We start from the raw sequence: 24,916 nt of genomic DNA, 5'->3' as shown, positions 1-24,916 counted from the left end.
ATCACCGACTTGTATGGTAGGGCGACTTGTTTCCGCTCGCCCGCTTGCTTAGGGTCGCGCAAACTGGAGACTGCCGTTGGCTTCACCCAATCCATTTGATCTGTCAGGCAAGCGCGCCCTCGTCACTGGCTCAAGCCGTGGCTTGGGTTATGCCATGGCCAAAGCCCTTGCCGACGCCGGTGCATCGGTGGTCCTGAACGCCCGCGACAACGTCGCTTTGGGCGCCGCGGCCCATGATCTTGCCGCCACCGGCGCGACGGTCAACGCCGTCGCCTTCGACGTGACCAGCCGCGAGAGCATCAATGATGCGATCAGCTATATCGAAGACGAAATCGGCCCCATCGACATTCTGCTCAACAATGCCGGTATGCAGTTTCGCTCGAGCCTGGAAGCCTTTCCTCCCGAAAAATTCGACCAGGTCATCGCGACGAACCTCACCTCGGTGTTCAATGTCAGTCAGCCCGTAGCGCGCTATATGATCGCGCGCGGCACAGGCAAGATCATCAATATCTGCTCGCTGCTGTCCGAACTGTCGCGCCCATCGGTAGCGCCCTATGCCGCCACCAAGGCAGCCGTCGCCAATATCACACGCGGCATGGCCGTGGACTGGGCCAAGCATGGCCTCAACGTCAACGGCATCGCACCAGGCTACTTCGCCACCGAACTCAACGACGCCCTGCTCAAGGACGACAAGTTCAATTCCTGGATCGAAAGCCGCACGCCCATGGGCCGTTGGGGCCAGCCAGAAGAACTTGGCGGCGCAGCCGTCTTCCTCGCCTCCGAGGCATCACGCTTTGTAAATGGACACATTCTCTATGTCGACGGCGCCTTCACCGCGACGGTTTGAAGCCGCGCGGATCATCATCGTCATGGGCGTCAGCTCATCGGGAAAATCGACCATCGGCCAGTCCGTGGCGCGGCGGCTACACGTCCCGTTTCTCGATGGCGACGACTACCACCCCGAGACCAATGTCGAAAAGATGCGCACTGGTACGCCGCTGACCGACGATGACCGCTGGCCATGGCTGGAACGTCTGTCTCAAGCTTTGCATGAAGCCGCCGACCGCAAAGGCGCCTCCGTCGGCGCCTGTTCGGCGCTCAAGCGCGCCTATCGCGACTACCTTGTCGAAAAGGCCGGTGAGCCGATCCTTTTCGTCTACCTGCACGGCGACCGTCAGACCATTGCCGACCGCATGGCCAAGCGGCAGCACGAATACATGCCGCAAAGCCTGCTCGACAGCCAGTTTGCCACGCTCGAAGTGCCCGATCCGGAGACCGAGAATGTGCAGCTCCTGCCCGTCACCGACGGCGTCGAAAAGCTGACCATGTCAGTGGTCAAAGGCCTCGACCACCTCAAGAGCTTCAAGCGCTGGCAATAGGCCGTGCGAGCCACGCTTGCCCGCGCGCGGACAGGCGATATCCCACCGACAGGCTCTCGGTCAGCCCGAGCGCCTTGAGCCGCCGCACATTGCCCTTGAACTTGACCTGCGGCACATCCAGCGCCTTGGCGAGTTCATGCGCCGACTGACCCGGCTCGTTGGCGATCAGCTCCAGCGTCCGGCGCACCCAAGGGGTCGAGCCATCCATCCGGCTCAGCGTCTCCGCGATGGCATCGGCATCAGCATCGGAAATCTCAGCGCTTTCGCGCAGCGCCGCCCGTGGGTCTTCGCCCAGATAGCGCAGACGGATGCGATAGAGCGTGCCTTCACGACTGCCCAGCATCGCGTCGAGATCGCTGCGCGTTTCAAAACCAGCGCGCTTGAGGTCTTCAGGGGTCACGGCATTGAGGCCAACGACGTCCACAGCGTCAATCGCCAATACGCCCGCCGCCGTCGTCAATGTCCCACCAGCCTTGACCGTCGGACGCACCCAGCGGCGAAACGCGGTGTCGAACCGCCCGGAGGCAATCGCCTCGAAATCTTCTGCATTGATCAACATGGTCATCTCTCCGTTCGGACTGGCGACGCCGACTGGCGCGAAAACCGGCCTTGCCCATAAGCCACAAGTGCCGCAGCCGCAACGACAACCAGCGCGCCGGCCACTGACCAGACGTCCAGCACCACGCCCAAGAGCGCCACGTCGAACAGAAATGCCCAGATGATGCCAGTATATTCATAGCCCGCCAGCAGCGACACCGGCGCCCGCGCGACGGCCTCGGTCATCAGGATATGCCCCATGCCGCCCAATAGCCCCGCGCCGATCAAAAGCATCAAAGTCTGGCTATCCAGCTCTGCCCAGCCAAACGCCAAAGTCGCCAAACCAACGAGGCTGCTGACCACAGCAAAAGACAGCGCAATACTGGCCGGTGGATCGGTGCGCGTCAGGTCCTTCACCTGCACCCGGGACAGCGCATTGGTCGCCGCCATCGCAAGCCCCGCGGCGACACCAATCAGCGTACCCTGCCGCACTTCAGTGCCCACCAGCGCCGGAAACAGCATCAGCACAATACCGACCAGCCCGATCACCACGCCGGTGATCACCGCTGCCCCCGGCCGCTCGCGCAGGAATACCATTGCCGCACAGATCGACAGGATGGGCGTGAGGTAACTGATGGCCGTCGCAAGACCCACCGACAGATAAGCCAGCGCGATAAAGTTGAACATCATCACGCCCGCGCCGAGCACCCCGCGAATAAGGTGCTTGTGCGGATATTTCGTCCGCAGCGACATGCCCAACTCCCGGCGAACCAGCAGGTAAATCAGGATCGGGCCCAACGCTACAAAGCTGCGCCAGAACACCAACTGCCCCACCGGCGCCACCTTGGCCGCCTCATGGATAATCGCGTTCATCGCCGTCATAGTGAACAGCGCAAACGTCGCGAGCCAAAGCGCAGCCGCTGGATTGACGCCACGCGTCGAAATATGGGCAGAGGTCATGCCCGCTTCTAGCCGGGCCGTTTCGCCTTGTCACCGCAATGAATTGGTGCAGTCTACATGTGGCGACTACGCGTCTGACACGTCCGTCACCGGCAGCCCATTCCGCGACAGGCTCGCATTGGCATAGCGGTTGTCGCGGCTGACTTCCGTACCGATCCAACTCGGCATTTCCACCGCCTGCCCTTCGTGGGTTAGTTCAACCTCGGCAATAACCAGCCCGACATGCCGCCCCTCAAAGACGTCAATCTCCCAGATCAAGCCGCCGAATGGCACGATATAACGCCGTTTTTCGATCACATGCGGCACCGCCATGGCCAGCATCTGCCGCGCATCCTCAATGGGGATCGGATATTCGAACTCGGTACGCGACAGCCCCGACACCCGCCCCTTGAGGGTCAGCACCGCAGTCGTGTCGTCCATGCTGCGCACCCGCACCGTGGCCTTGGCGTTCGACGACAGATAGCCCTGCCGCAGCTGTGCGCTGGACTCAACAAGCGGTCGCCAATCGTCCGACACCACCAAAAACTTGCGCTCGATCTCGACGGCCATAACTAAAATCCAAATGTCATTTGGCCGGCCGGCGTGCCCACGATGACACCCTCCAGCGCCAGCATTTTCACTTTGGACAATGCGCCGCCCGGTGCCGAAAATCCGCCCGTCTTGCCATCGCTGGCCAGCACCCGGTGGCATGGAATAACCAGAGGAATGGGATTGGCGCCCATTGCCGCCCCAACGGCGCGAGACAGGTTCACGTCACCCAGCTGACGCGCCATCGCGCCATAGGTTGTCGTCTCGCCCCGACCGATGGTCAGCAGCAACCCATAGGCTCGCTGGTTGAATTCTGTCACGCCGTTAAGGTCCAGCGGCACCGCCGAAAAATCGACGTCCTCGCCCTCGGCATAGTCTTCGATCAGATTGATCAGCGCCTCGATGGCTCGCGTCGGCTCGCCCGGCTGCGCACCGTCACGATTGATCCGCTGCGCCAGCGCCGCACTGTCCAGCCCGGGCAATTGCAGGCGTGCCAATCCAGCCTCAGTCCAACCGATGCCGAACACGCCCAGAGCCGTATCGAAGGTCGTAGTATTCATGCGCTGACCATAGGGTTGTCGGGCTGTTCACGCCAGAGCTCAAAGCTTTGTGTTCACTGCTGACAAATCCTGTCAGCGTCCTGCCTCACTAGGCACAATCAATTGCTGGTAAAGGAGCACATTCATGGCCAAGATCGTCGGCTACATCGCATCCAGTCTCGATGGTTTCATCGCCACCGCCGATGAAAATCTCGACTGGCTGACCAATCAACCCGGTCTAGACCTCGGCGAACACGACTACCACAACTTCATCGGCACTATCGAAACCGTCGTCATGGGCCGCTCCACCTATGATTGGGTCGCCAAATTCCCCGGCGATTGGGAATATGCCGGCAAGCGCGTCATCGTCGTCACCTCCCGCCCCATCGAAAATCCCAAGGGCCCGCTCGAAACGCGGTCCGATATCGACGCCCTCATCACCGAATTGCGTGCGCTCGACGATGGCAATGTCTGGATGCTCGGCGGTGGCCGCCTGCAGATGACCTTCATGGAACACGGCGCACTCGATGAAATCGAGGTCTATGTGATGTCCGAAATCATCGGCGGCGGTATTCCGCTCTTCCCGCCGACCGGTCTGCGCGCCACGCCAAAATTGCTGTCGGCCAAAAAGCTCGGCCCCGAATGCGCCCGCCTGCACTACAGCTTCACCTGAGCTAACAAAAAAGCCGCCCCTTGGGGCGGCTCTTGCGTGTCACTTGCAAGATTATCTCTTTAGCGCGTCACGAACAGATTCCTTGGCATCGCCGACCTTCTGCTGAACCTTGCCAGTAGCCTTGTCGACCTTGCCTTCTGCCTGCATCTTGTTGTTGCCGGTCAGGCCACCAACAGCATCCTTCACAGCGCCTTTGACTTGCTTGCCAACGCCGTCGACTTGATCCTTGTTCATGACAACCTCCTGAGTGTTTTGTCGTCATAAGAACGTGCAATCCGGAGGACGGTTCCGCGAAACTGCAATCTTATTGATGAAGTTCGATACGCACGAGGCGGTTGGTCGGCGGCGCGCGCTCTGCTACACCGCGCCCATGTCCGGACCCATGCCCACACTGCTCGACTATCATCCTGCGCTTGATCCCTATCTGAACGTGCTGCACGTCGACGACGATATCCTCGTGGTCGACAAGCAAAGCGGCCTGCTCAGCGTGCCGGGCAAGGACCCATCGCTTTGGGACTGCATTGAATATCGCGCGCGCCAGACCTGGCCGACCGCCGGCATGTGCCATCGGCTCGATAAGGACACCTCCGGCGTTCTGGTGCTGGCGCTCAACAAGCGCGCGCATGGCCGCATCGGCAGCCAGTTCGAGCACCGCAAAACCACCAAGTCCTACATTGCCCGCGTCGCCGGCATCATCGAGCAGGACACAGGCCTGATCGACCTGCCCCTCGCCACCGATTGGGAAAACAAGCCACGCCAGCGCGTCGACTATGAAAACGGCCGCCCTTCGCAGACCGAATGGACCGTGCTTGAACGCGAAGCCAACGCCACCCGCGTGCGGCTACACCCGCTTACCGGGCGTACGCATCAGTTACGTGTTCACATGAAGGCCATCGGCCATGTGATTCTAGGTGATGTGTTTTATGGCGATGCCGAGACACTGGCCGCCGCCGACCGCCTGCAACTGCACGCCGCCGAACTGGGCTTCACCCACCCCACCCGCGACGAGTTCATGACCTTCGTAGCGCCGAACCCGTTCTAAGCCCCCGCAACACCGCTAGACCTCATGGTGAGTCTGTCGAACCACGAGGCAGTGCCACGCCTCGTCCTTCGACAAGCTCGGGATGAGGCTACTCCCCGATATACCCAACCTCGATGCGCTGGAACAAATGCCCCGGCTTCATCGTATCGAGCCACTTGTGGAAATCAGCAACGTCCTTGAAGCCCGCACGTTTGGCGTCGGCCTCGGTCACGTCCGACGGCTCCATATCAGTGATGGCGCCAATCGACAGCAGTCCCACCTTGGTCTTGAGCGTGCCACCAGCCTTGACGCTGGGGCGGCTCCAGCGCCGGAATACCAGATCGACCTTGCCGGCCTTTATATCTTCGAGCAGTGCAAGCTTGAGCAACATTAGTTCAACACCGCCTGTGCTGTGATTTCGATCCGCACGCCCTTGGCCAGCAATTCCTTGACCACCACCGTCGCCCGAACCGGGAACGGTTGCTGGGTGAAGAACTCACGATAAACCGCATTCATACCCGCAGCATCGGCGCTATCGACCAGAAAAACCTGCACCATCACGAGGTTTGCCAGCGTTCCACCGGCTGCCTTGACGGCGATTTCGATGTTCTGAATGCAGCGCCGCGCCTGCGCCTCGATACCGCCGTCGACGATGTCGCCGGTCACCGGATCTTCGGCGATGGCCACCAGCCACACATGTTTTCCGGCCCGCACCGCATCATTGATGGGCGCCGACGATGGCGCAATCCCGGTTTCGATCCGTTCAATCATGTGGCCTCCAGCCAGAATCGGTTACTGCAATTGTCTTGTCGATCACCTTGTGACAAACACAGGCGACCGGGCCAAGCGGGCGTGGTGAAATGGTAGACACAAGGGACTTAAAATCCCTCGGCGATAGCCGTGCGGGTTCGAGCCCCGCCGCCCGCACCACCGGCTCCGAGCTCCCAAGCTATTTGCCGCACCGCCTCAGAAATCAGTTCCCCAGACCGGCGCGGCGCGCTAGAGGACACCAACGTTGGAGCGCGGTGACAGCCGGCCCGACGCAATAATTGCCGAAAAAGAGTAATTGCTGGTTGGTTAGTCCAGCACTCGTTCCGACGAGCTTTGTCGCTGTTTAGCGATCCCATGGCGCCATTTCATGTGACCCTTTTGGTCAGTGGCGAGGCGCGGGATCGTTTTTTCCAACGATCTTCGCCTGCCTGTGCGGAGTTCGATTTTTGCAGAATACATCCACCCAAACCATGCCCGGCGCGAAGGAATGGCTGATCCTCGTCACGGTCGCCCTCGTGCAGCTAATCGTGGTGCTCGACGGCACCATCGTGGCCATCGCTTTGCCGCAGGCCCAGCTTGACCTTGGGCTCAGCAACGCCACCCGCTCCTGGGCCATCACCATCTATGCCCTGACCTTTGGCAGCCTGCTGCTGCTCGGCGGCCTGCTTGTCGGGCGTCTGGGCATGAAGCGTGCCCTGATGATCGGCCTTGTCGGCTTTGCCGCCAGCTCCGCCTTTGGTGGTCTTGTCCGCAATGGTGGTGAGCTGATCGCGGCCCGTGGTCTGCAGGGCATATTCGCCGCCCTTATGGCGCCCGCTGCGCTGGCTATTCTCACCACGTCCTTCTCCTCCGGCCCCGGCCGCAATATCGCCTTCGCGGTGTTTGGCACCTGCGCCGGTATCGGCGCGGCCATCGGCTTGCTGCTCGGTGGTGTTCTCACCGAGTTCGTCAGCTGGCGCTGGACGCTGCTGATCAACGTTCCAATCGTCGCTGCGATCGTTATCATGGGCTACTTCACCCTGCCCAAGTCGTCCCCGATGACAGCCAAGCCCATCGATTTCCCGGGCGTTGCCCTGATCGTCGCCGGTCTTGCCGCACTGGTTTACGGCCTGACACTGGCCGAACATGGCTGGACCGCGCCTGAGACATTGGCGTTCCTCGCGGTCGGTATCGCGCTGATCGTGGCATTCATTGTCGTCGAAGGCCGCGTTGCCTTTCCACTTCTGCCGCTGCGTGTGGTCACTGACCGCGTGCGTGGCACTGCAATTTTCGTTCAGGCCATTGCCGGTGCGATGATGATCGGCACCATGCTGTATCTGGCGTTCCACCTGCAGCTGGTTCTCGGCATGCCACCATTCCTCGCCGGTCTAGCGACCATGCCACAGACGCTGGCGACCTTGATCGTCGCTGGTGTGGGCGTGCGGTTCCTTGATCGGTTTGGTCCCAAGCCCTTCCTCGTCGGCGGCCTGGTTCTCACCGGGCTGGCCTTGCTGCACCTGTCGCAAATCACGGCAGATGGCAGCTATGCAGCACAGGTCCTTCCGGCGCTGATCATCTCTGGCATCGGCATGGGGCTGGTCTTCATGCCTCTGCAGAACGTCGCTATGCGCGGCGTATCGGCCGAAGATGCTGGCGTAGCTGGTGCCGTGCTCAACGCTGCAAGCCAGGTTGGCGGCTCGGTTGGCCTTGCCATCTTCACCTCGCTCGCCTCCATCGCCGCCGCTGGCGGCAACACCGCCAGCGATCTCGTCGCCAGCCACGCTGCGGTGTTCTGGATCTCATGCCTGATGATGCTCGGCACGGCCATCCTCGCGTTCGTCGTCCTACCGCGCAACATTGCCAAGCAATCCGGCTCCGACCACGCGCCTGTGGGCGTCCACTAACGCTATCATGCAGGCCGGTTCGCTCCGGCCTGCATCTCCCTCCGACATAGGGCTTGATTTTCCTCGCAACATATCTGACTTAAGTCAGACATGTTGCGAGACTCATCATGACGACCGACGACATTTCCAGAATTCGCCGCTTCCAACGCGCCGTCACCAGCGAAATCGGTGTGCTGGACGAGTCCTTTCTGGGCCGTGGCCGTCCGCTTGGCCCTGCCCGCCTGCTCAACGCCATCGGCGGCGGCCGGACCGAAGTCAGCGAGCTACGCGCCTATCTCCAGCTCGATTCCGGCCTGATGAGCCGCATGTTGCGCGGCCTTGAGAGCGAGAACCTGATCGAAATCGAAGCCGGTGCCGACGATAGCCGCCGCCGCAGCGTCAAGCTGACCGCAACTGGCGAAGCCGAATACGCGGCCTATGAAACGCTCTCGAACGATCAGGCGTCAGCATTGCTAAGCAAGCACCCCAAACCCGAGCAACTTCTGGCGGCAATGGACCTGATCGCCTCGGCCATGGGCAAGGATCGCATCACATTTGAGGAAGTCGATCCGCGCGACGAGCGCGCCATATCGTGCCTGCAAGCTTACTACGCCGAACTCGCCGCCCGCTTTAAGCAAGGCTTCGACGTGACACGCTCCGCCGATCCCGACGCCGCCGATATGCTTCGTCCTCGCGGTAGCTTCATCATAGCCCTGTCCGACGGGCAGCCGCTGGGCTGTGTTGGGCTCAAGGGCACCGACAAGGGCTATGCCGAAGTCAAACGCCTCTGGATCGCCCCGGCCGCCCGTGGCCTCGGCATGTCCCACCGCCTGATGGCCGAACTCGAACGCATCGCCGCCGATCTGGGCATCAACGTCCTCCGGTTAGACACCAACAAGGCGCTCCCGGAGGCACTGGCGCTCTACCGCAAGACGGGCTGGACTGAAATCAACCGCTTCAACGACGATCCCTATCCCGACTACTTTTTCGAGAAGCGGTTGTCGGCCTGACGCGCATAACAAAACGGCGAGACACCGAAGTGCCTCGCCGCAAAATCCTTAGACTGACCCTTACGATCTCAGTCCGTGCCGCCCGAGATTGGCGCGACATAGGCCACATCGAGATCCCATGGGAAGAAAATCCAGGTGTCCTGGCTGACTTCGGTGATGAAGGTGTCGACCAGTTCGCGGCCCTTTGGCTTGGCGTAGACGGTGGCAAAGTGCGCGCCGGGCAGCATTTCGCGCACCACGCGGGCGGTCGAACCGGTGTCGACCAGATCGTCCACGATCAGCACCTTGCCGCCATTCTTGGCGATATCGAGCACCTGCTGGCTGATTTCCTTGAGAACCTTGATGCCGCTCTGGTTCTGATGGTCGTAGCTCTTGATGGCAACAGTCTCGACGGTGCGGATGTTAAGCTCGCGCGCCACGATGGCGGCCGGAACCAGCCCGCCACGAGCGATTGCGACCACGGCGTCGAACGTGCCCATGCCTGCAAGGCGCCATGCGAGAGCGCGGCTATCGCGGTGAAACTGGTCCCAGGTTACGGGAAACGACTTCTGGTTCGGATTGCTCAAATCATCTCTCCTGGACCGACGTCGCACCGCGCCGGAAATAAATGGAGGTCGTCCTTAGCAAACCAAGGCCGCCGCGCCAATCTCCCAACGAAAATTCTGTCCGATTGATCAGTAAGGCTCGTCAGGCGGCTCGACCCCGGCGACACGGTGCGCTTCGGCAACCATGGCACGCACTTTGTCGGCGGCTTCTTCCAGCCGAACCGGATCGGACGAGCGCAGCACAAGCTCGGTCATCACCCGTTTGTTGCCCATCTGCGGATAGCTGCCCATCTTCACATCCGGGTATTGTTCCTGCAACACGCCCAGCGGCCCGCCCACAGTCCCCTCGCCCACCGCCGCCTTGACGGTAACCGACATCACTTTCTTGCCGCCCTTGAGCGTCGGCAAGATCGCTTCGAGCATGGCGCGCATGATGATCGGCACCCCGGCCATGACATGCACATTGCCGATGCGGAAACCCGGCGCGGCACTGACCGAATTGACGATCAGGTCGGCGCCCTCAGGGATCCGCGCCATCCGCAGGCGCGCTTCGTTGACGACTGTGCCCGTTTCCTTCCAGCGCGACTCAAGCATGGCCCGCGCCTGCGCATTTATCGGCAAAGCCACTCCAAAAGCCTTGGCCACCGCATCGGCGGTGATGTCGTCATGCGTTGGCCCGATGCCGCCGGTGGTGAACACATAGGTGTAGCGGGCTCGCAGCGCATTGACCGCATCGACGATGTCGTCGGTCTCGTCGCTCACCACCCGCACTTCCTTGAGGTCGATCCCCAGCTCGGTGCAAAACTCGGCGGTGGCGCCGATATTGACGTCCTTGGTGCGTCCCGAAAGGATTTCGTCCCCGATCACGATGAGGGCGGCAGTGACTGTGTCTGGGGTCGACATTGCGGTTTTCCGTGGCTGGATGTCCTTCAGCAATGCCCCTGTGCGATTACCGCGTCAAGCAAACGCGTCGCCCTTCCAATCATCCGGGCAAACGACTATTTTGACTGCAATGTCCCGGAGTCCTTTATGATTACCTTCGTCGAAGCCACTGACAAAGCCCGCCGCACCCCGGGCGTTATTCCGCTCCATGGCAGCGAAGGCTTCGAAGGCATGCGCAAGGCCGGGGCGCTAACGGCGCAGGCGCTCGACATCATCACCGAATATGTCGAAGCCGGCGTTCCCACCTCGACCATTGACAAGGTGGCCTACGAGTTTGCGCGCGATAACGGCGCGGTGCCTGCCACCATCTTTTATAAGGGCTACCGCCACTCGCTTTGCACCTCGATCAACCACGTCGTCTGCCACGGCATTCCCGATGAGCGCCCACTACGCGACGGCGACATCGTCAATATCGACCTGACGCTGGTGGTGGACGGTTGGCACGGCGATTCGAGCCGCATGTATCCGGTCGGCGAGATTTCCCGCAAGGCTGAGCGGCTGATCGAAATCACCTATGCGAGCCTTGAGGCCGGCATTGCAGCCGCCAAGCCCGGTAACACCACCGGCGACATCGGTGCGGCCATTCAGGCGCTTGCCGAAGCAGAGCGCATGAGCGTGGTGCGGGACTTTGTCGGCCACGGCCTCGGCAAGCTTTTCCACGATGAGCCAAACATCATGCATTTCGGCACACCCGGCACCGGCGTGCCGCTTAAGCCCGGCATGATCTTCACCATTGAACCGATGATTAATCTGGGCCGCCCGCACGTCAAAATACTGTCCGACGGCTGGACCGCGGTGACCCGCGACCGGACCCTGTCCGCCCAGTGCGAGCACTCCATCGGCATCACCGAAACCGGCAACGAGGTATTCACCCTGTCGCCGGGCGGGCTGTTCAATCCCATGGCCGCGAAAGCCGCTTAATGAGCGAGAGGCCGGACGAACTCGGAGAAGCCCCCTATCAGCCTCCCCGTTCGGAGGCCGATGATCATGCAGGCCACCGCCAGCGCGTCCGCGAGCGTTTCCTCAAGGTCGGCGGCGATGCGCTGGAAGATTACGAACTGCTCGAGTTGGCCCTCCAGCTCGCCATTCCGCGCAAAGACACCAAGGCGCTTGCCAAGACCCTGCTGCGCGAGTTCGGTTCTTTCTCCGGCGTGTTCAATGCCAGCCAGGCCCGGCTGGAAAAAGTCGAAGGGCTCGGCGCAACGTCGGTGGCGCATATCAAGGTAATTCAGGCCGTCGCCGCCCGCTTTGGCCGCGACCGCATCGACAACGAAAAGCCGATCCTCTCCTCATGGAGCCAGTTGATCGACTATTGCCGCAGCCAGATGGCATATGAGTCGATCGAACAGTTCCGCATCCTGTTCCTCGACAAGAAAAACCGCCTGATCGCGGACGAGGTGCAGCAAACGGGCACCGTCGACCACACCCCCGTTTATCCGCGCGAAGTCATCAAGCGCACACTGGAGCTATCGGCCACGGCGTTGATCCTGGTCCACAATCACCCATCGGGTGACCCTGCCCCGTCGTCAGCCGACGTGCGCATGACCAAGGAAATATCGGACATCGCCAAGCCGCTCGGCATAACGGTGCACGATCATATTATTGTTGGGAAATCCGGCCACGCCTCGCTACGCGGCCTCAAGCTACTCTGACTTGTCAGTCTCTGTCGTCGTGCGAGAACCGGTCACGCGATCAAACACCTGACGCACCGCCCGCATGCTGGCCTTGAGCTGCGGATTGGCCTTGATCGCCGCACGGGTCTTCTGGAAGGCCTGATGCGCCCGCACAATCAACGCGCCCTGTGGCGTCAGCCCGATATAGTGCTGGCGCAGTGGCGTCTGCACATTGCACCAGTGACGTTTTTCATCGGTAAAGCCGGCACCCATGTCGAACACCGTGATGCCCTGATCGAACACCAACTGCATCACGCGAAGCAGACACTGCTTGCCAGGCGAACCGTTCTGAATGGCAGGATCGTCGCTCATCGACGAGATCAGGCAGAACATGCGGTCATTGTGGACGATATTATAGCGCACGGCGACGATATCGCCGTTGAGGCGCAATACGTGGAGCCGCACATCGATGCCGGATTCGGACTTCGCCGCGTCCTGATAGAAGCTGATCAGCTTGTCTTTGACGAAGGTGTCGCGAATGCCCATCGCGCGGAACCGCGCCGAGCGCTGCTTGAACATGATCTCGATGGCGCAATAAGCATCGGGCCCGTTGCGCAATTCTTCGAAACCCACCTCGCCCATCGCGGCAAGACGGTCACCCTGCTGGCGGTCATGCTTGCGGCGAGACTTGCTGCGCTGCAGCTGGTCGCATTCTGCCCAGCTCGTATACTCGGAGCGATAAAGTGTTTCGACCTCGAGCGTCGCGCCCAGCTCATCGAACAGACCCGCATGCCCGCCCACATCGACGGGGATCGAGCGCAGATACACGACATCGGCGTCATTAAGCTCATGCGTCATCGCCGCCCAAAGCGTCTTGCGGCCTTCCGGACCCAGCGCCGCCAACCGGTCATGATCAGCGACCGGGGCATAGCAGCCCGCATTGGCTCCCGGGAACCAGGTGAACACGCGCAGTCCGTCGAGGCGCTTGCGATGGAGTGGCAACAGGGCAATCGGGTCGTCGCCGATCCGTGCCACAACGTAACGCTGATGCGTTTGTGGGATCTGTCGGTTTGCCGCCCAGAGTCGAATGAAATCGTAATTCTGGCCGGGTGACTCGACAGATTTCGCGGTCAGCTCACGCCACACCGTCTCCACATCCTCAATGCGGCTACTCACCATCACGCTGATATCGGCGCGCGACAACACCGACGCGACCGTGGCGTCAGGTGTGTTGCTCTCGTCGAGGGCAGTATTGATTGTCAGCATGGACCCGCTCTTATCGGGCCTCACATTGCGCGCTTGCGGTAAACCAGAGCTGAACTTTGCCGCTTCAATCCGGTGGTGCCGCACATATTTTGTGCACGGTTAAACGCGACTTAAGCCTCAGCCGAAGTTGGCCAGCACAGGAAATGTCTCAAGGAACCAGTAGGACAGCCGGGTAAAATCGCCGGTCAGGAACAGCACACCGGTGATGACGAGGAACACGCCCATGACGCGTTCCACCGTGTGCAGATGCTTCTTGAAGCCCTGGAAAAACGCGAGGAATGGCCCGATAGCGATACCCGCCAGGAAGAACGGCACGCCGAGCCCGAGCGAATAAAGCCCAAGCAATGCAGCGCCTTCCCAAGCAGTGTCCCGGCTGGCGGAAACCGAAAGCACGGCAGCCAGAACCGGGCCTATGCACGGCGTCCAACCAATGGCGAAGGACAGGCCGAGCAGAAATCCACCCAATGGCCCGCTGGCCACGCCCGGCCCTTGATGCCTGATCTGCCGGTCGAGCAGCGCGATGCGATAGACGCCGATAAAGTGGAGCCCCATCGCAATTATCATCACGCCGGCAACCGGCGTCAGGATAGGCAGCGCCTGCCGGAAGGCCTGGCCGAAAGCCGTCGCCGTCGCGCCGAGCGTGACGAAAACCACCGAAAAGCCGAGAATGAAGAACAGCGAAGTGAAGGCCACGCGGCGCTGCAAGGCGCCCGCGCTGGTGCCATCATCGCGCAACTGATCGAAGCTCGCGCCACTCATATAGGTGAGATAGGGCGGCACCAGCGGCAACACGCAGGGGGACAAAAAGCTCAGTACACCCGCACCGAACACCAATGGCAGAGAAAATTCCAAGAGGCCGACGCTCCTTTTGCGAGGCTGTTCTAGCGCGTCGTGTCGGCAAAGCAATGCGCGGGGTGTCGCATCGCCGTTTTGTGATAACTTTCCCAGAGGTCTCGGCTCAGCTCAAAGAGCTGAACCGAGGCAGCGCTCCCCTAGAGCGTGCTGGCAAACCAGTCGACGGTCAGCTTTGACAAGCTCTCATAGGCGCTGAGATCGCCTGAGAAGATATTGAAGGTGTGGTCGGCGCCCTCGATGATCTCTTTCTTCTTGTTGGTCGATGCAGTTGCAGCCGCCAGAATCGTGTCGGTCACGATAGGTGGCACGACGTCATCTTTGGAGCCGGCAATGGTGAGGATCGCGCCGGTGTAGTTGGCGAGTTCAGCGACAATGTTGATCTGCCGCACCTCATTGAACCAATCGAGCGAGAGCTTGAGGGGCGGCCGCCAGTCAAACTCAAGGGTCACAAAGCCGTTCTTCTGCGCTTCCGCATATTCCGCATCGCCAGCGACGCCGCTGAGATCAACCGCCCCGGCCCAGGTCACAACGCTTTTGATGTCCGGGTTTCGGCTAGCGGTCAGCAGGGCAACGGTGCCGCCCTGGCTCCATCCGAGCACACCGACACGCGCATCATCGACCTGATCAAGCCCGCGCATATAGGCAATGACATCAAGGCCATCCTGCATGCCGCTGGTCAGGGTGTATTCGAGATAGTCCACCGTGCTGTCGCCATTGCCCGCAAAGTCGAACCGGGCGCTGGCAATGCCAGCCTCGGCCAGCTTTGGCGCCAACAGATCATAACCGCCGCCCGCCTCATGCCGATTGGAACCAGTGCCGTGGAACATCACAACGAACGGAAACGGCCCCCCGCCCTCCGGCAAAGTGATCGTCGCGGGAATCGGGCGCTGCGTGCCCTTGATCACCACATCCTGATCCGCAGCCTGCGCAATTGTCGGCAAAGTTAGCAGAGCCAGCGAGAGGGCCCAGAGCATTTTCATCGAGATCATCTCCCAAACGTCAACCTGTGGATATGCAAACCATATCCCAGCCCACCGGCCGCGCAATGGGCGGCATCAGTACACATTTAGGCGGATGAAGCTGGTTTGAAGGGCTGGCTTGCGCTCCTTGCCCTTGCCCTTTGGCCCGCTCCCGCCCTATAGCAGCCTGATCCCTGCCGGCAGAGGTTTTGGCTCCATGACAAACCGACCCATCCGCATCGCTCCGTCCATTCTGTCTGCTGACTTTTCCCGCCTTGGCGAAGAAGTTGCGGCAATCGACGCAGCGGGCGCTGACTATATCCACGTCGACATCATGGACGGCCACTTCGTGCCCAACATCACCTTCGGCCCGGTGGTGATGGCTTCGGTGCGCAAGATCACCAAGAAGCCCTTTGACGTCCACCTGATGATCTCGCCGGTAGACTATTCCATCTCAGCCTTTGCCAAGGCTGGCGCCGACATCATCACCGTCCACGCCGAAGCCGGTCCACACTTGCATCGGACGCTGCAGGCCATCCGCGCCGAGGGCAAGAAGGCCGGTGTGGCGATCAACCCCGCGACGCCCGTGTCTGCGTTGGAAAACATCATCGACGATATCGACCTGCTGCTGGTGATGTCGGTGAACCCCGGCTTTGGTGGCCAGACGTTCATTGCTCAGTCCATCGCCAAGATCCGCCAGGCCAAGGCGCTGATCGGCAGCCGCAACATCGACCTTGAAGTCGATGGCGGCATCACGCCCGGCAATGCCCGCGCTGTCGCCGAAGCTGGCGTCAATGTTTTCGTCGCCGGATCATCGGTCTATGGTGGCAATGACCCCACGACCTACGCTCCACGTATCGCTGCCATCCGGCAGGCCGCCTCCACGCGCCTCGCCTGAATCACAATCTGAACCAGAAAGCCTAAGCCCATGATTCCGCGTTACTCCCGCCCCGAAATGGTCTCCATCTGGTCGGCCGAAACCCGGTTCGCCATCTGGTTCGAGATCGAAGCCCACGCCACCACCAAGCTCGCCGAGCTGGGCGTGGTGCCAAAGGAATCGGCCCAGAACATCTGGGACGTGATGAACGCCCGCAAGGCAGAGACCGGCGACTATGGCTTTGACGTTGCGCGCATCGACGAGATCGAGCGCACCACCAAGCACGACGTCATCGCCTTCCTGACCCATCTCAGCGAGATCGTCGGCCCCGACGCGCGCTTTGTGCATCAGGGAATGACCAGCTCGGACATTCTGGACACGACCCTGTCGGTGCAGATGGCCCGCGCCTCCGACCTGCTGATCGCCGATGTCGATGCTCTGCTCGCCGCGCTCAAGCGCCGTGCCTATGAGCACAAGGACACCATCACTATCGGCCGTAGCCACGGTATCCATGCCGAGCCAACCACCTTTGGCGTGAAGCTGGCCGAAGCCTATGCCGAGTTCAGCCGCAACCGCGCCCGCCTCGTCGCGGCTCGCGAAGAGATCGCTACCGCCGCCATTTCTGGCGCCATTGGATCCTTCGCCAATATCGACCCACAGGTCGAAGAATACGTAGCTGAAAAGCTGGGCCTTGCCATCGAGCCCGTCTCAACCCAGGTCATACCACGCGACCGTCACGCCATGTTCTTTGCGACGCTCGGCGTTGTCGCCAGCTCCATCGAGCGCGTCGCCATCGAGATCCGCCATCTGCAACGCACCGAAGTGCTCGAAGCCGAGGAGTTCTTCTCCCCCGGTCAGAAGGGCTCGTCGGCCATGCCGCACAAGCGAAATCCAGTGCTGACCGAAAACCTCACCGGCCTTGCCCGCTTGGTGCGCGGCATGGTGGTTCCGGCGCTGGAAAACGTCGCCCTCTGGCACGAGCGCGATATTTCGCACTCGTCCGTTGAGCGCATGATCGGCCCGGACGCGACCGTTACGCTGGACTTCGCGCTGGCTCGCCTGACCGGCGTCATCGACAAGCTGGTCGTCTATCCCGAAAACATGCGCAAGAATATCGACCTGCTCGGTGGCCTGCACAACTCGCAGCGCGTTCTGCTGGCGCTGACCCAGGCTGGCTATTCCCGCGAGGACAGCTACGCCGCCGTCCAGCGCAACGCTATGAAGGTCTGGGCCATGCAGGGCGACCGCGCCGGCCAGTTCGCTGCCAACCTCAAGGCCGACCCCGAAGTGACTCTGAGTGATGCGCAAATCGACGACATGTTCGATGATGCCTACCATCTCAAGCACGTCGACACGATCTTCGCTCGCGTCTTCAAGGACTGACGCCGTGATCACCTACGCACGCGAAACCGGCCTCAGTGCTGCCGATTACATCGCCTGCGTCGGTGCCACCACGCTTGGCCAGGGGCGTCCTCTGGCCAACCAAGACCGGGTGCAGGCCATGCTGGATCACTCCGATCTTCTGGTGACTGCCCGCGACGAGACCGGCGCCCTGCTCGGCCTGTTCCGCGCCGTCACCGACTGGCATTGGGTCTGCTATTGCATTGATCTCGCCGTCGTCGAAGGGCAGCAGGGCAAGCATATCGGCCAGACGCTCCTCGACACGGCGACAGAACTGCTTGGCCCCAAGGTCGGCATCGTGCTGCTCTCCAAGCCCAACGCCGAGGGCTTTTATCGCCATATCGGCATGATTGAGCCCATGGCGGCCTTCATGCGCCCAAGGACGGACCGCACATGAAACTCTCTGAATGCGACATCCTCATTCTGCCAGGCCTGGGCGGTTCCGGCCCTGGCCACTGGCAGCTGCGCTGGGCCGAGCGTATGTCGAGCGCAGCTATTGTTGAGCAGGCTGACTGGTTCGAGCCTGACCTTGATGACTGGGTCGCGACCATCGATCAGGCGACACGCCTGACCACACGCCCCGTCGTACTGGTGGCTCATTCGCTGGCCTGCATGGCTGTCGCCCATGCCGCTCCGCGCCTACCCGACAATGTGCGCGGCGCGTTCCTAGTGGCGCCGCCCGATGTCGAACTGAGTTCTTTCGTGCCGCCGGAAGTTGAGCCGTTCCGGCCCATCCCGCGCGATCCACTGCCCTTCCCATCCATGCTGGTTGCCTCCAACAACGACCCGCTCTGCACCATTGACCGGGCCGTGGAGTTTGCCACCTGCTGGGGGTCAGATTTCCATCAGGCTGGCGAAGCTGGGCACATCGACATCGACTCGGGGCACGGCCCCTGGCCGGAAGGCCTGCTGATGTTCACGCGATTGATGCAGCGCCTCAAGTGACGGATTACCAACTGATCCACGGCACCCCGAGTGTCGATGATTTTCGCCGTCTGCGCAAAGTGGCAGGCCTTAGCGAGAAGACACAGGCGTCAGCCGAAGCCGGCCTGCCCAATACGTGGCATGCGGTAACGATCCATCTCGGCGGGAAAATCGTGGGCATGGGACGCACCATTGGCGACGGCGGCACTGCGTTCCAGATCGTCGATATTGCCGTTGAACCCGAACATCAAGGCAAGGGATTGGGCAAATTGATCGTTGCCGCGCTGGTTGAACGCCTCAAGGCCAATGCTCCGGCGAGCGCATATGTCAGCCTGATCGCCGATGGTGATGCCAGGCATCTCTATGCCAAATATGGATTTATCGACGTCGCCCCCGCGTCAATAGGCATGGCCATGAGGATCGGCTGACACTGAGCCTCCGCCACGGATTTGCCGCGCTCAAGGCAACCCAACCACCATACCGCCACAGTGCAATTGGGACGCGCAAATTGCGTCCCAATTGCTGTCGGGCACAATTAAATTACCTTAACTTGCTGTTGGCTGGCCCTGGCAATAATTGTCAGCGGCGGGTTTGAACCGCGCCGGCATGTCCCCTGATATGCGACACGACGCGATCCGAAAGCCCGCTGATCCGAACTCGGTTCGGTTGTCTCATGGAGACATTAAAATGCGCAAAATCCTAATCCCAGTAGCCATCGCCCTGATTGCCGGTAGCTCCGGCATGGCCTTCGCAGCGTCCACTGCAGCACCCGCAGTCACGGCACCCGTAACCACCCCAATGGCCGCAGCACAGTCAATTTCCAGCACTGTGAAGGCGATTGACCTGTCGACCCACACACTGACCCTGGCCAATGGCATCGCTTATGTCCTGCCAGCCACGTTCAAAGACCCTGGCCTCAAGGTCGGCGACAAGGTCACCGTACAGTGGCAGATGAATGGTAAAGCCTATGACGCGACCAAAGTGACGCTCGGCTAGCCTCACAAAACGGGAGTTGGCTTCGCGGCCAGCTCCCGTTTCCATTCGAGTTGATGCCTCGAACCGCAAAGCGCTTCGCCCCCACACACCGTTGAAATTGCGCTTTATCGTGCAAAATCGCATCGAATTTCGCCCTTACCTGACTTAATTGGTAGATTGCGCCTCGCTGACACCAACGGTAGCGGGCTAAGATTTCGGTTCCTAGCGAGAGGAAGTCCGCAATGTCCAATTCCAAGAATCCAGAGACCATCGGCTTGCATGCCGGTTGGCGCTCCGACCCGACCACCGGTGCTGTGGCGGTGCCAATTTACCAGACCACGTCGTATCAGTTCGAGGATAGCGAACACGCGGCAGACCTGTTCGCGCTGCGCAAACTCGGCAACATCTATACCCGCCTCGGCAACCCGACGACCGACGTGCTGGAAAAGCGCGTTGCGGCTCTCGAAGGCGGCGCTGCCGCCCTCGCTGTTGCATCCGGCCAGACCGCTTCGGCCTATGCCGTGCAGAACCTAGCGATCGTCGGTGACAATATCGTTGCGTCCACCGACCTCTATGGCGGCACCTACAACCTCTTCAAGAACACCTTCCGCGAAGCCGGCATCGAAGTGCGCTTCGTTGATCCGTCCGATCCGGAAAACTTCCGTCGCGCCACCGACGACAAGACCCGCGCCTACTATGCCGAGACGTTGCCGAACCCCAAGCTGTCGGTCCTGCCAATCGCTGAAGTCGCCGCCATCGGTCGTGAATTCGGCATTCCACTGATCGTCGACAACACTGCGGCCCCGCTTACCGCGCGTCCATTCGAGCATGGCGCAGCCGTCGTGGTCTATTCCTCGACCAAGTATCTCGGTGGTCACGGCACATCCATCGGTGGTCTGATCGTTGATGGCGGCAACTTCGACTGGGCTGCCCATCCAGAGCGCCAGCCGCTGCTGAACAAGCCAGATCAGGCCTATCACGGCGCTGTCTGGGTTGAGGCTGCAAAGCCACTCGGCCCGATTGCGTATATCCTCAAGGCTCGCACCACCCTGCTCCGCACGCACGGCGCGGCGCTGTCGCCCTTCAACGCCTTCCTCACCATACAGGGCATCGAAACCCTGGCGCTGCGTGTCGACCGCCACTTTGAAAATGCCGAGAAGGTTGCCGCTTGGCTCAGCAAGCGTCCGGAAATCACCTCGGTGGTTCACCCATCGCTGCAGACCGGCGCGCAGAAGGTCAATGCCGACAAGTACCTGACGCGCGGCTTCGGTGCGCTGATCGGCTTTGAGCTGGCCAATGGCCGCGAGGCTGGTGCCCGCTTTGTGGATTCGCTCAAGCTGCTCTACCACGCAGCCAATATCGGCGACGCCCGCTCGCTGGCGATCCATCCAGCAACCACGACTCACTCCCAGTTGTCGCCCGCAGAACAGCTGTCCGCAGGCGTAACGCCCGGTTATGTGCGTCTCTCGATCGGCATCGAGCACATCGACGACATCCTCGCCGATCTCGATCAGGCGCTGAACGCCGCTGGCCAGCGCGCTCAGGCTGCCGAATAATCAAAATAGGGCCGTCCCTCGGGGCGGCCCTTACTTCTAATTGGTGCGGCGCGCCGTAAAGCGCGTTGGCCCGTCACGCCCGGCAACGGGCGTGTAGTTGCAGGTCAGGCTCGACAGAAACGGCCGGTCCGGGCTGACAATGAGCCCAAGCAGGCCCAGCAGCAGATTCGGCCGGCACGTCATGGTGTCAGCACTCCATGCCACGCCATTGCCACAGGACGTGCGCCGCAGTTGCACGCGAACCTCGGCCCCGCGCCCGGTCCAATCCAGCCGACCATCACACAGCACACCACCGCCCGAGACGAAGTAGGTGCCGCGCTGCTGCAGGCAAAACTCAATGCGGTATTTTCCATAGATGCGGCCCGTGCTGCGATAGCACCCCGACACAATCGCGCCCCCGGGCAGATCGGGTACGATGACCCTTGTTTCATTGCCCTGGGCAAAGGCGCTGCCGCCCAGCAGCAAACCACTCAAAACGGCGAAGACGAGACTGAAGTAGCGAACAATGCGGTGCATAGGTTCCTCCCATCACGAACTAGGACAATAAACCTATATTCAGCGCAATGCAAAGGGGAGCCGACCTAGCGGCCAGCTCCCCTTCAAAATCACATCAAGCTGAGATCAGCCTTCGGACGCGACCTGCTCATTGGCGATATGAACCAGTGCGTCCATTTTCTGGCGCACAGTGGCTTCGTCAACGGCAACGCCCTTGGCCTTGAGATCGCCGGCAACCTTGTCCAGCACATCGCCGTCGCCGGCGCTGGTGAAATCGGCGGCCACAACTTCGGCAGCGTAGGCATTGGCTTCGTCGCCTGTCAGGCCGAGCAGTTCGGCAGCCCAGATCCCCAACAGCTTGTTACGGCGGGCCTCAGCCTTGAATTTCTTTTCGGCGTCGAAGGCAAACTTGGCTTCCTGGCCCTTTTGCCGATCGTCGAACTGGCTCATGCAACTCTCCCGCTTCGATAGTGTAATGCCGCCTCTGAGGCGCCCATAAACCGAGATAGGGCGTTCAGCCCGCCAAATCAACAGGTGCGACCGTAGTGCGACTTTATGCAATTACCCACATATCCATTGCCCGCGCCGGACAGAATTCTGTGAAAGAGCTTGCATATTTGACCCTTTCTGGCGCATGAAGCGGCCAAATTCCCCTACCTTTCGAATGGTCCGGATTCCCCATGAACCGTCGTCGCAAAATCTACGAGGGCAAGGCCAAGATCCTGTTTGAGGGTCCCGAGCCAGGCACTCTGGTCCAGTATTTCAAGGACGATGCCACCGCCGGCAACGGTGCGCGCCATGAAGTCATCGATGGCAAGGGCGTGCTGAACAACCGGATTTCCGAGTTCATCTTCACCAAGCTGAACGGCCTTGGCATCCCGACTCACTTCCTGCGCCGCATCAACATGCGCGAGCAGCTGATCAAGGAAGTCGAGATCATCCCGCTCGAGATCATCGTCCGCAACTATGCGGCCGGTTCGCTCGTCAAGCGCCTCGGTCTCGAACCCGGCACCCAGCTGCCACGCTCGATCATCGAGTTCTGCTACAAGGATGACGCTTTAGGTGACCCAATGGTCTCCGAAGAACACATCACCGCTTTCGGCTGGGCCACCCCTGCCGAGCTCGACGACATCATGAGCCTCGCCATCCGCGTTAACGACTTCCTGACCGGCCTGTTCATGGGCGTCGGCATCCAGCTCGTCGACTTCAAGATCGAATGCGGTCGCCTTTATGAAGGCGACCTGATGCGCATCGTTCTGGCCGACGAAATCAGCCCCGACAATTGCCGTCTGTGGGACATCAAGACCCGCAACAAGATGGACAAGGATCGCTTCCGCGAGAACCTTGGCGGTCTGATCGAAAGCTACCGCGAAGTCGCACAGCGTCTTGGCATCCTGGTTGAAACCGACAATGCGCTGACCACCGGTCCGCGTCTGGTCCAGTAGTCTTATCGGCAGGTATTGAGATGAAAGCGCGCGTAACCGTCACCCTCAAGGCCGGCGTCCTCGATCCCCAGGGTCAGGCTATCGAAGGCTCGCTCAAGAGCCTCGGCTTCGATGGTGTTGCATCGGTGCGACAGGGTAAGGTCTTTGACCTTACCCTCGACGGAACTGACGAGACAGCTGCACGTTCTGCCCTTAACAGCATGTGCGAGAAGCTGCTGGCCAATACTGTGATCGAAAACTACTCGGTCGAAATCACTCTTTAACGCCTTCCGGCGATAGCTACTGTCGCGCCGCTCTATGGCGCAGGACCATATTGTCATGCTCAAAACCATTTCGCTTTCCGTTATGTTTTTCGCCACCATGGGCCTGCTTTTCGCAGCTTATGCGTCAGTGCCAGTCTAAGTAGATCAGCGGCCGGGCAACCTGGCCGCGCTGAGCTCATGAATTGACGCATTCGAGTGGCGTCAGCACGGGCTTTAGCTGATTTCTTACCAATTCCGCATTTTGCATCACCTTGTTTCGACCCTGTTATCGGGTGCGGAACGAGTTGCTCTTTATTGTCACCGCAAAGATGCGGAGACTGAAGATGTCGGCTGATAGCAAGCGCCTTGATTGGGTGGACATGGCCAAGGGCCTGTCGATCTTTCTCGTTGTCATGATGTATGCGGCGTCCAGCGTCGGCGAGGATACCGGCGGCGTCGGCGTGCTGCATTGGGCCATCGCCTTTGCCACGCCGTTCCGCATGCCCGAATTCTTCCTGATCTCCGGCCTGTTCCTATCGCAGGTCATCGACCGCCCCTGGCGCGCCTATGCCGATCGCCGCGTGGTCCACTATCTCTATTTCTACGTGCTCTGGGCGCTGATCCACATCATCTTCAAGGTAGGCCTGCTGTCGACCGACCCCGTTGGTGCTGTCCAGCAACTGGCCTGGGCCGTTGTGCAGCCCTATGGCGTGTTATGGTTCATCTACATGCTGGCCGTTGTCAGCGCCGTCACCAAGCTGCTGCATGATATCAAAGTGCCGGTCTGGGCGGTGTTTGCCGTAGCGGCGGTCATGCAGATGGCGCCGATCCATACCGGCAGCTATCTGGTCGACCAGTTCGCCGACTATTTCGTCTTCTTCTATGCTGGCTACGTGCTGGCGCCCCAGCTGTTCCGGCTGGCCGATTGGGCGGCGGACAATGTTGGCCCTGCCCTCGGCGGCATCGCCGCCTGGGCCGTGATCAATGCGGCGCTGGTTTTCTCGCCCGGCTTTGAAATGCATCCGATCCATCCCGTCATGGGTTTTGCCGGCTTGCCGGGCGTGCACCTGATCCTGGCGCTTGTCGGCACCTCAGTGCTCTGCGTCATCGCCGCGCTGCTGACCCGCCTGCCCTTGATGAACTGGCTGCGCTGGATGGGCAGCAAGTCGCTGATCATCTATGTGGCCTTTGTGCTGCCAATGGGCATTGCCCGCACGGTGCTGATCAAACTTGGCGTGGTCGAGCCAACCATTCTGAGCCTGACCATCATGGCCATCGCCATCGTCTCGCCTCTGGCGCTCTACTGGATCGTGCAGCGTGTCGGTTTTGGTCAATTCCTGTTCGAACGGCCGGCCTGGGCCCACCTGCCCGGTACAAAAGGCGCTCGCATAAAGCGTGACACGGCATCGGTCACGCCCGCAGAATAGCCCGACCGCAATCGAGGGGGATTAGTGTTTTCAATCTCCCTCGCCACACCGGAGGGGAAGAGGCGCCATATCCCCTTGCCTTTTGCGCCAAGACTCATCACAAGGGCCTCGCTA

At 60.8% G+C, this 24,916-nt stretch carries 32 protein-coding genes and 1 tRNA gene; 19 read left to right on the top strand and 14 right to left on the bottom strand.

What is annotated here, in order from left to right; translation table 11 throughout:
* Nucleotides 1-76 precede the first annotated feature (76 nt).
* Both ABIE28_RS05395 and ABIE28_RS05390 read left to right on the top strand, forming a co-directional pair.
* Nucleotides 77-847 carry an SDR family oxidoreductase gene (locus ABIE28_RS05395; RefSeq protein ID WP_354060845.1) on the top strand — a complete coding sequence of 257 codons (771 nt, stop codon included), beginning with the start codon at nucleotides 77-79 and terminating at the stop codon, nucleotides 845-847.
* Nucleotides 816-1,379 (top strand): gluconokinase, encoded by a 564-nt coding sequence (locus ABIE28_RS05390; RefSeq protein WP_354060843.1) that lies wholly within the window; start codon nucleotides 816-818, stop codon nucleotides 1,377-1,379. Before ABIE28_RS05395 ends, ABIE28_RS05390 begins: the two co-directional genes overlap by 32 nt.
* Here the strand turns inward: ABIE28_RS05390 and ABIE28_RS05385 are convergent.
* From ABIE28_RS05385 to ABIE28_RS05370, 4 genes are all read right to left on the bottom strand, one after another.
* A complete protein-coding gene (locus ABIE28_RS05385; protein ID WP_354060841.1) occupies nucleotides 1,363-1,938 on the bottom strand; it encodes a hypothetical protein in 576 nt (191 codons plus the stop codon). The genes ABIE28_RS05390 and ABIE28_RS05385 overlap by 17 nt on opposite strands.
* A gap of 2 nt (nucleotides 1,939-1,940) precedes the next feature.
* Nucleotides 1,941-2,876, bottom strand: coding sequence for a DMT family transporter (locus tag ABIE28_RS05380; protein WP_354060839.1), 936 nt, complete (start codon nucleotides 2,874-2,876; stop codon nucleotides 1,941-1,943).
* A 66-nt stretch (nucleotides 2,877-2,942) separates the two neighbouring features.
* On the bottom strand, nucleotides 2,943-3,425 hold the full coding sequence (locus ABIE28_RS05375; protein WP_354060837.1) for a CYTH domain-containing protein: 483 nt from the start codon (nucleotides 3,423-3,425) through the stop codon (nucleotides 2,943-2,945).
* 2 nt (nucleotides 3,426-3,427) lie between these two features.
* A complete protein-coding gene (locus ABIE28_RS05370; protein WP_354060835.1) occupies nucleotides 3,428-3,964 on the bottom strand; it encodes a methylated-DNA--[protein]-cysteine S-methyltransferase in 537 nt (178 codons plus the stop codon).
* A 124-nt stretch (nucleotides 3,965-4,088) separates the two neighbouring features.
* Between ABIE28_RS05370 and ABIE28_RS05365 the strand changes: the two genes are divergently transcribed.
* Nucleotides 4,089-4,616 carry a dihydrofolate reductase family protein gene (locus tag ABIE28_RS05365; protein ID WP_354060833.1) on the top strand — a complete coding sequence of 176 codons (528 nt, stop codon included), beginning with the start codon at nucleotides 4,089-4,091 and terminating at the stop codon, nucleotides 4,614-4,616.
* Between the two features lie 51 nt (nucleotides 4,617-4,667).
* Here the strand turns inward: ABIE28_RS05365 and ABIE28_RS05360 are convergent, their stop codons facing one another.
* The gene (locus tag ABIE28_RS05360; RefSeq protein ID WP_354060831.1) at nucleotides 4,668-4,850 is read right to left on the bottom strand and encodes a CsbD family protein; all 183 of its coding nucleotides are present in this window, start codon (nucleotides 4,848-4,850) and stop codon (nucleotides 4,668-4,670) included.
* 136 nt (nucleotides 4,851-4,986) lie between these two features.
* Between ABIE28_RS05360 and ABIE28_RS05355 the strand changes: the two genes are divergently transcribed.
* Nucleotides 4,987-5,658 carry an RluA family pseudouridine synthase gene (locus ABIE28_RS05355; RefSeq protein WP_354066405.1) on the top strand — a complete coding sequence of 224 codons (672 nt, stop codon included), beginning with the start codon at nucleotides 4,987-4,989 and terminating at the stop codon, nucleotides 5,656-5,658.
* 88 nt (nucleotides 5,659-5,746) lie between these two features.
* Here ABIE28_RS05355 and ABIE28_RS05350 read toward each other — a convergent pair whose 3' ends face one another.
* Together ABIE28_RS05350 and ABIE28_RS05345 are read right to left on the bottom strand one after the other, a co-directional pair.
* The gene (locus ABIE28_RS05350; protein WP_354060829.1) at nucleotides 5,747-6,028 is read right to left on the bottom strand and encodes an ASCH domain-containing protein; all 282 of its coding nucleotides are present in this window, start codon (nucleotides 6,026-6,028) and stop codon (nucleotides 5,747-5,749) included.
* Nucleotides 6,028-6,408 carry a RidA family protein gene (locus ABIE28_RS05345; RefSeq protein ID WP_354060827.1) on the bottom strand — a complete coding sequence of 127 codons (381 nt, stop codon included), beginning with the start codon at nucleotides 6,406-6,408 and terminating at the stop codon, nucleotides 6,028-6,030. Before ABIE28_RS05345 ends, ABIE28_RS05350 begins: the two co-directional genes overlap by 1 nt.
* Nucleotides 6,409-6,483: 75 nt before the next feature.
* Between ABIE28_RS05345 and ABIE28_RS05340 the strand changes: the two genes are divergently transcribed.
* The 3 genes from ABIE28_RS05340 (at nucleotide 6,484) to ABIE28_RS05330 (ending at nucleotide 9,280) form a co-directional block, all read left to right on the top strand.
* A tRNA-Leu gene (locus ABIE28_RS05340) sits at nucleotides 6,484-6,567 on the top strand.
* A gap of 287 nt (nucleotides 6,568-6,854) precedes the next feature.
* Complete coding sequence (locus ABIE28_RS05335) at nucleotides 6,855-8,291, top strand: MFS transporter (protein ID WP_354060825.1); 1,437 nt, start codon at nucleotides 6,855-6,857, stop codon at nucleotides 8,289-8,291.
* A gap of 107 nt (nucleotides 8,292-8,398) precedes the next feature.
* Nucleotides 8,399-9,280, top strand: a complete 882-nt coding sequence (locus tag ABIE28_RS05330; RefSeq protein ID WP_354060823.1) for a bifunctional helix-turn-helix transcriptional regulator/GNAT family N-acetyltransferase — start codon at nucleotides 8,399-8,401, stop codon at nucleotides 9,278-9,280.
* A gap of 68 nt (nucleotides 9,281-9,348) precedes the next feature.
* Here ABIE28_RS05330 and gpt read toward each other — a convergent pair whose 3' ends face one another.
* On the bottom strand, nucleotides 9,349-9,846 hold the full coding sequence (gene gpt, locus ABIE28_RS05325; RefSeq protein WP_354060821.1) for a xanthine phosphoribosyltransferase: 498 nt from the start codon (nucleotides 9,844-9,846) through the stop codon (nucleotides 9,349-9,351).
* A 108-nt stretch (nucleotides 9,847-9,954) separates the two neighbouring features.
* Nucleotides 9,955-10,728, bottom strand: a complete 774-nt coding sequence (locus ABIE28_RS05320; protein WP_354060819.1) for a competence/damage-inducible protein A — start codon at nucleotides 10,726-10,728, stop codon at nucleotides 9,955-9,957.
* A gap of 126 nt (nucleotides 10,729-10,854) precedes the next feature.
* On the opposite strand from ABIE28_RS05320, the gene map reads away from it, so the two are divergent.
* Complete coding sequence (gene map, locus ABIE28_RS05315; RefSeq protein WP_502913362.1) at nucleotides 10,855-11,688, top strand: type I methionyl aminopeptidase; 834 nt, start codon at nucleotides 10,855-10,857, stop codon at nucleotides 11,686-11,688.
* Nucleotides 11,688-12,419, top strand: a complete 732-nt coding sequence (gene radC / locus ABIE28_RS05310) for a RadC family protein (protein ID WP_354060817.1) — start codon at nucleotides 11,688-11,690, stop codon at nucleotides 12,417-12,419. Before map ends, radC begins: the two co-directional genes overlap by 1 nt.
* On the opposite strand, the gene ABIE28_RS05305 is transcribed toward radC, so the two are convergent.
* The 3 genes from ABIE28_RS05305 to ABIE28_RS05295 all read right to left on the bottom strand — a co-directional run bounded on the left by ABIE28_RS05305 (nucleotide 12,411) and on the right by ABIE28_RS05295 (nucleotide 15,481).
* Nucleotides 12,411-13,646, bottom strand: a complete 1,236-nt coding sequence (locus ABIE28_RS05305) for a GNAT family N-acetyltransferase (RefSeq protein WP_354060815.1) — start codon at nucleotides 13,644-13,646, stop codon at nucleotides 12,411-12,413. The genes radC and ABIE28_RS05305 overlap by 9 nt on opposite strands.
* 117 nt (nucleotides 13,647-13,763) lie before the next feature.
* A complete protein-coding gene (locus ABIE28_RS05300; protein WP_354060813.1) occupies nucleotides 13,764-14,498 on the bottom strand; it encodes a cytochrome c biogenesis CcdA family protein in 735 nt (244 codons plus the stop codon).
* A 140-nt stretch (nucleotides 14,499-14,638) separates the two neighbouring features.
* On the bottom strand, nucleotides 14,639-15,481 hold the full coding sequence (locus tag ABIE28_RS05295) for an alpha/beta hydrolase family protein (RefSeq protein ID WP_354060811.1): 843 nt from the start codon (nucleotides 15,479-15,481) through the stop codon (nucleotides 14,639-14,641).
* Between the two features lie 196 nt (nucleotides 15,482-15,677).
* On the opposite strand from ABIE28_RS05295, the gene rpe reads away from it, so the two are divergent.
* From rpe to ABIE28_RS05260, 7 genes are all read left to right on the top strand, one after another.
* Entirely contained in the window at nucleotides 15,678-16,358 is a 681-nt protein-coding gene (rpe, locus tag ABIE28_RS05290) for a ribulose-phosphate 3-epimerase (RefSeq protein ID WP_354060809.1), read from the top strand.
* A gap of 30 nt (nucleotides 16,359-16,388) precedes the next feature.
* Complete coding sequence (gene purB, locus ABIE28_RS05285) at nucleotides 16,389-17,720, top strand: adenylosuccinate lyase (protein WP_354060807.1); 1,332 nt, start codon at nucleotides 16,389-16,391, stop codon at nucleotides 17,718-17,720.
* A gap of 4 nt (nucleotides 17,721-17,724) precedes the next feature.
* Nucleotides 17,725-18,135: a GNAT family N-acetyltransferase gene (locus tag ABIE28_RS05280; protein WP_354060805.1), complete on the top strand. Its 411-nt coding sequence runs from the start codon at nucleotides 17,725-17,727 to the stop codon at nucleotides 18,133-18,135.
* Nucleotides 18,132-18,683, top strand: coding sequence for an RBBP9/YdeN family alpha/beta hydrolase (locus tag ABIE28_RS05275; protein ID WP_354060803.1), 552 nt, complete (start codon nucleotides 18,132-18,134; stop codon nucleotides 18,681-18,683). The genes ABIE28_RS05280 and ABIE28_RS05275 overlap by 4 nt, the downstream gene beginning before the upstream one ends.
* Nucleotides 18,680-19,090 (top strand): GNAT family N-acetyltransferase, encoded by a 411-nt coding sequence (locus ABIE28_RS05270; protein ID WP_354060801.1) that lies wholly within the window; start codon nucleotides 18,680-18,682, stop codon nucleotides 19,088-19,090. Before ABIE28_RS05275 ends, ABIE28_RS05270 begins: the two co-directional genes overlap by 4 nt.
* Nucleotides 19,091-19,349: 259 nt before the next feature.
* Nucleotides 19,350-19,658, top strand: a complete 309-nt coding sequence (locus ABIE28_RS05265; protein WP_354060799.1) for a DUF1344 domain-containing protein — start codon at nucleotides 19,350-19,352, stop codon at nucleotides 19,656-19,658.
* A gap of 221 nt (nucleotides 19,659-19,879) precedes the next feature.
* Nucleotides 19,880-21,193 (top strand): O-acetylhomoserine aminocarboxypropyltransferase/cysteine synthase family protein, encoded by a 1,314-nt coding sequence (locus tag ABIE28_RS05260; protein WP_354060797.1) that lies wholly within the window; start codon nucleotides 19,880-19,882, stop codon nucleotides 21,191-21,193.
* Nucleotides 21,194-21,229: 36 nt separating this feature from the next.
* Here the strand turns inward: ABIE28_RS05260 and ABIE28_RS05255 are convergent, their stop codons facing one another.
* Both ABIE28_RS05255 and ABIE28_RS05250 read right to left on the bottom strand, forming a co-directional pair.
* Complete coding sequence (locus tag ABIE28_RS05255) at nucleotides 21,230-21,709, bottom strand: hypothetical protein (protein ID WP_354060795.1); 480 nt, start codon at nucleotides 21,707-21,709, stop codon at nucleotides 21,230-21,232.
* Between the two features lie 105 nt (nucleotides 21,710-21,814).
* Nucleotides 21,815-22,138 carry a DUF1476 domain-containing protein gene (locus ABIE28_RS05250; protein WP_354060793.1) on the bottom strand — a complete coding sequence of 108 codons (324 nt, stop codon included), beginning with the start codon at nucleotides 22,136-22,138 and terminating at the stop codon, nucleotides 21,815-21,817.
* Between the two features lie 230 nt (nucleotides 22,139-22,368).
* On the opposite strand from ABIE28_RS05250, the gene purC reads away from it, so the two are divergent.
* From purC to ABIE28_RS05235, 3 genes are all read left to right on the top strand, one after another.
* Complete coding sequence (purC, locus tag ABIE28_RS05245; RefSeq protein WP_092181251.1) at nucleotides 22,369-23,133, top strand: phosphoribosylaminoimidazolesuccinocarboxamide synthase; 765 nt, start codon at nucleotides 22,369-22,371, stop codon at nucleotides 23,131-23,133.
* 20 nt (nucleotides 23,134-23,153) lie between these two features.
* Nucleotides 23,154-23,396: a phosphoribosylformylglycinamidine synthase subunit PurS gene (gene purS, locus ABIE28_RS05240; protein ID WP_354060791.1), complete on the top strand. Its 243-nt coding sequence runs from the start codon at nucleotides 23,154-23,156 to the stop codon at nucleotides 23,394-23,396.
* 323 nt (nucleotides 23,397-23,719) lie between these two features.
* On the top strand, nucleotides 23,720-24,802 hold the full coding sequence (locus ABIE28_RS05235) for an acyltransferase family protein (RefSeq protein WP_354060789.1): 1,083 nt from the start codon (nucleotides 23,720-23,722) through the stop codon (nucleotides 24,800-24,802).
* Nucleotides 24,803-24,916: the final 114 nt, after the last annotated feature.

This window comes from Devosia sp. 2618, assembly GCF_040546815.1.
In the GTDB taxonomy this organism is placed as follows: domain Bacteria; phylum Pseudomonadota; class Alphaproteobacteria; order Rhizobiales; family Devosiaceae; genus Devosia.
Note: the sequence above shows the minus strand (reverse complement) of the source record. Positions and strands in the feature narration are given on the sequence as shown.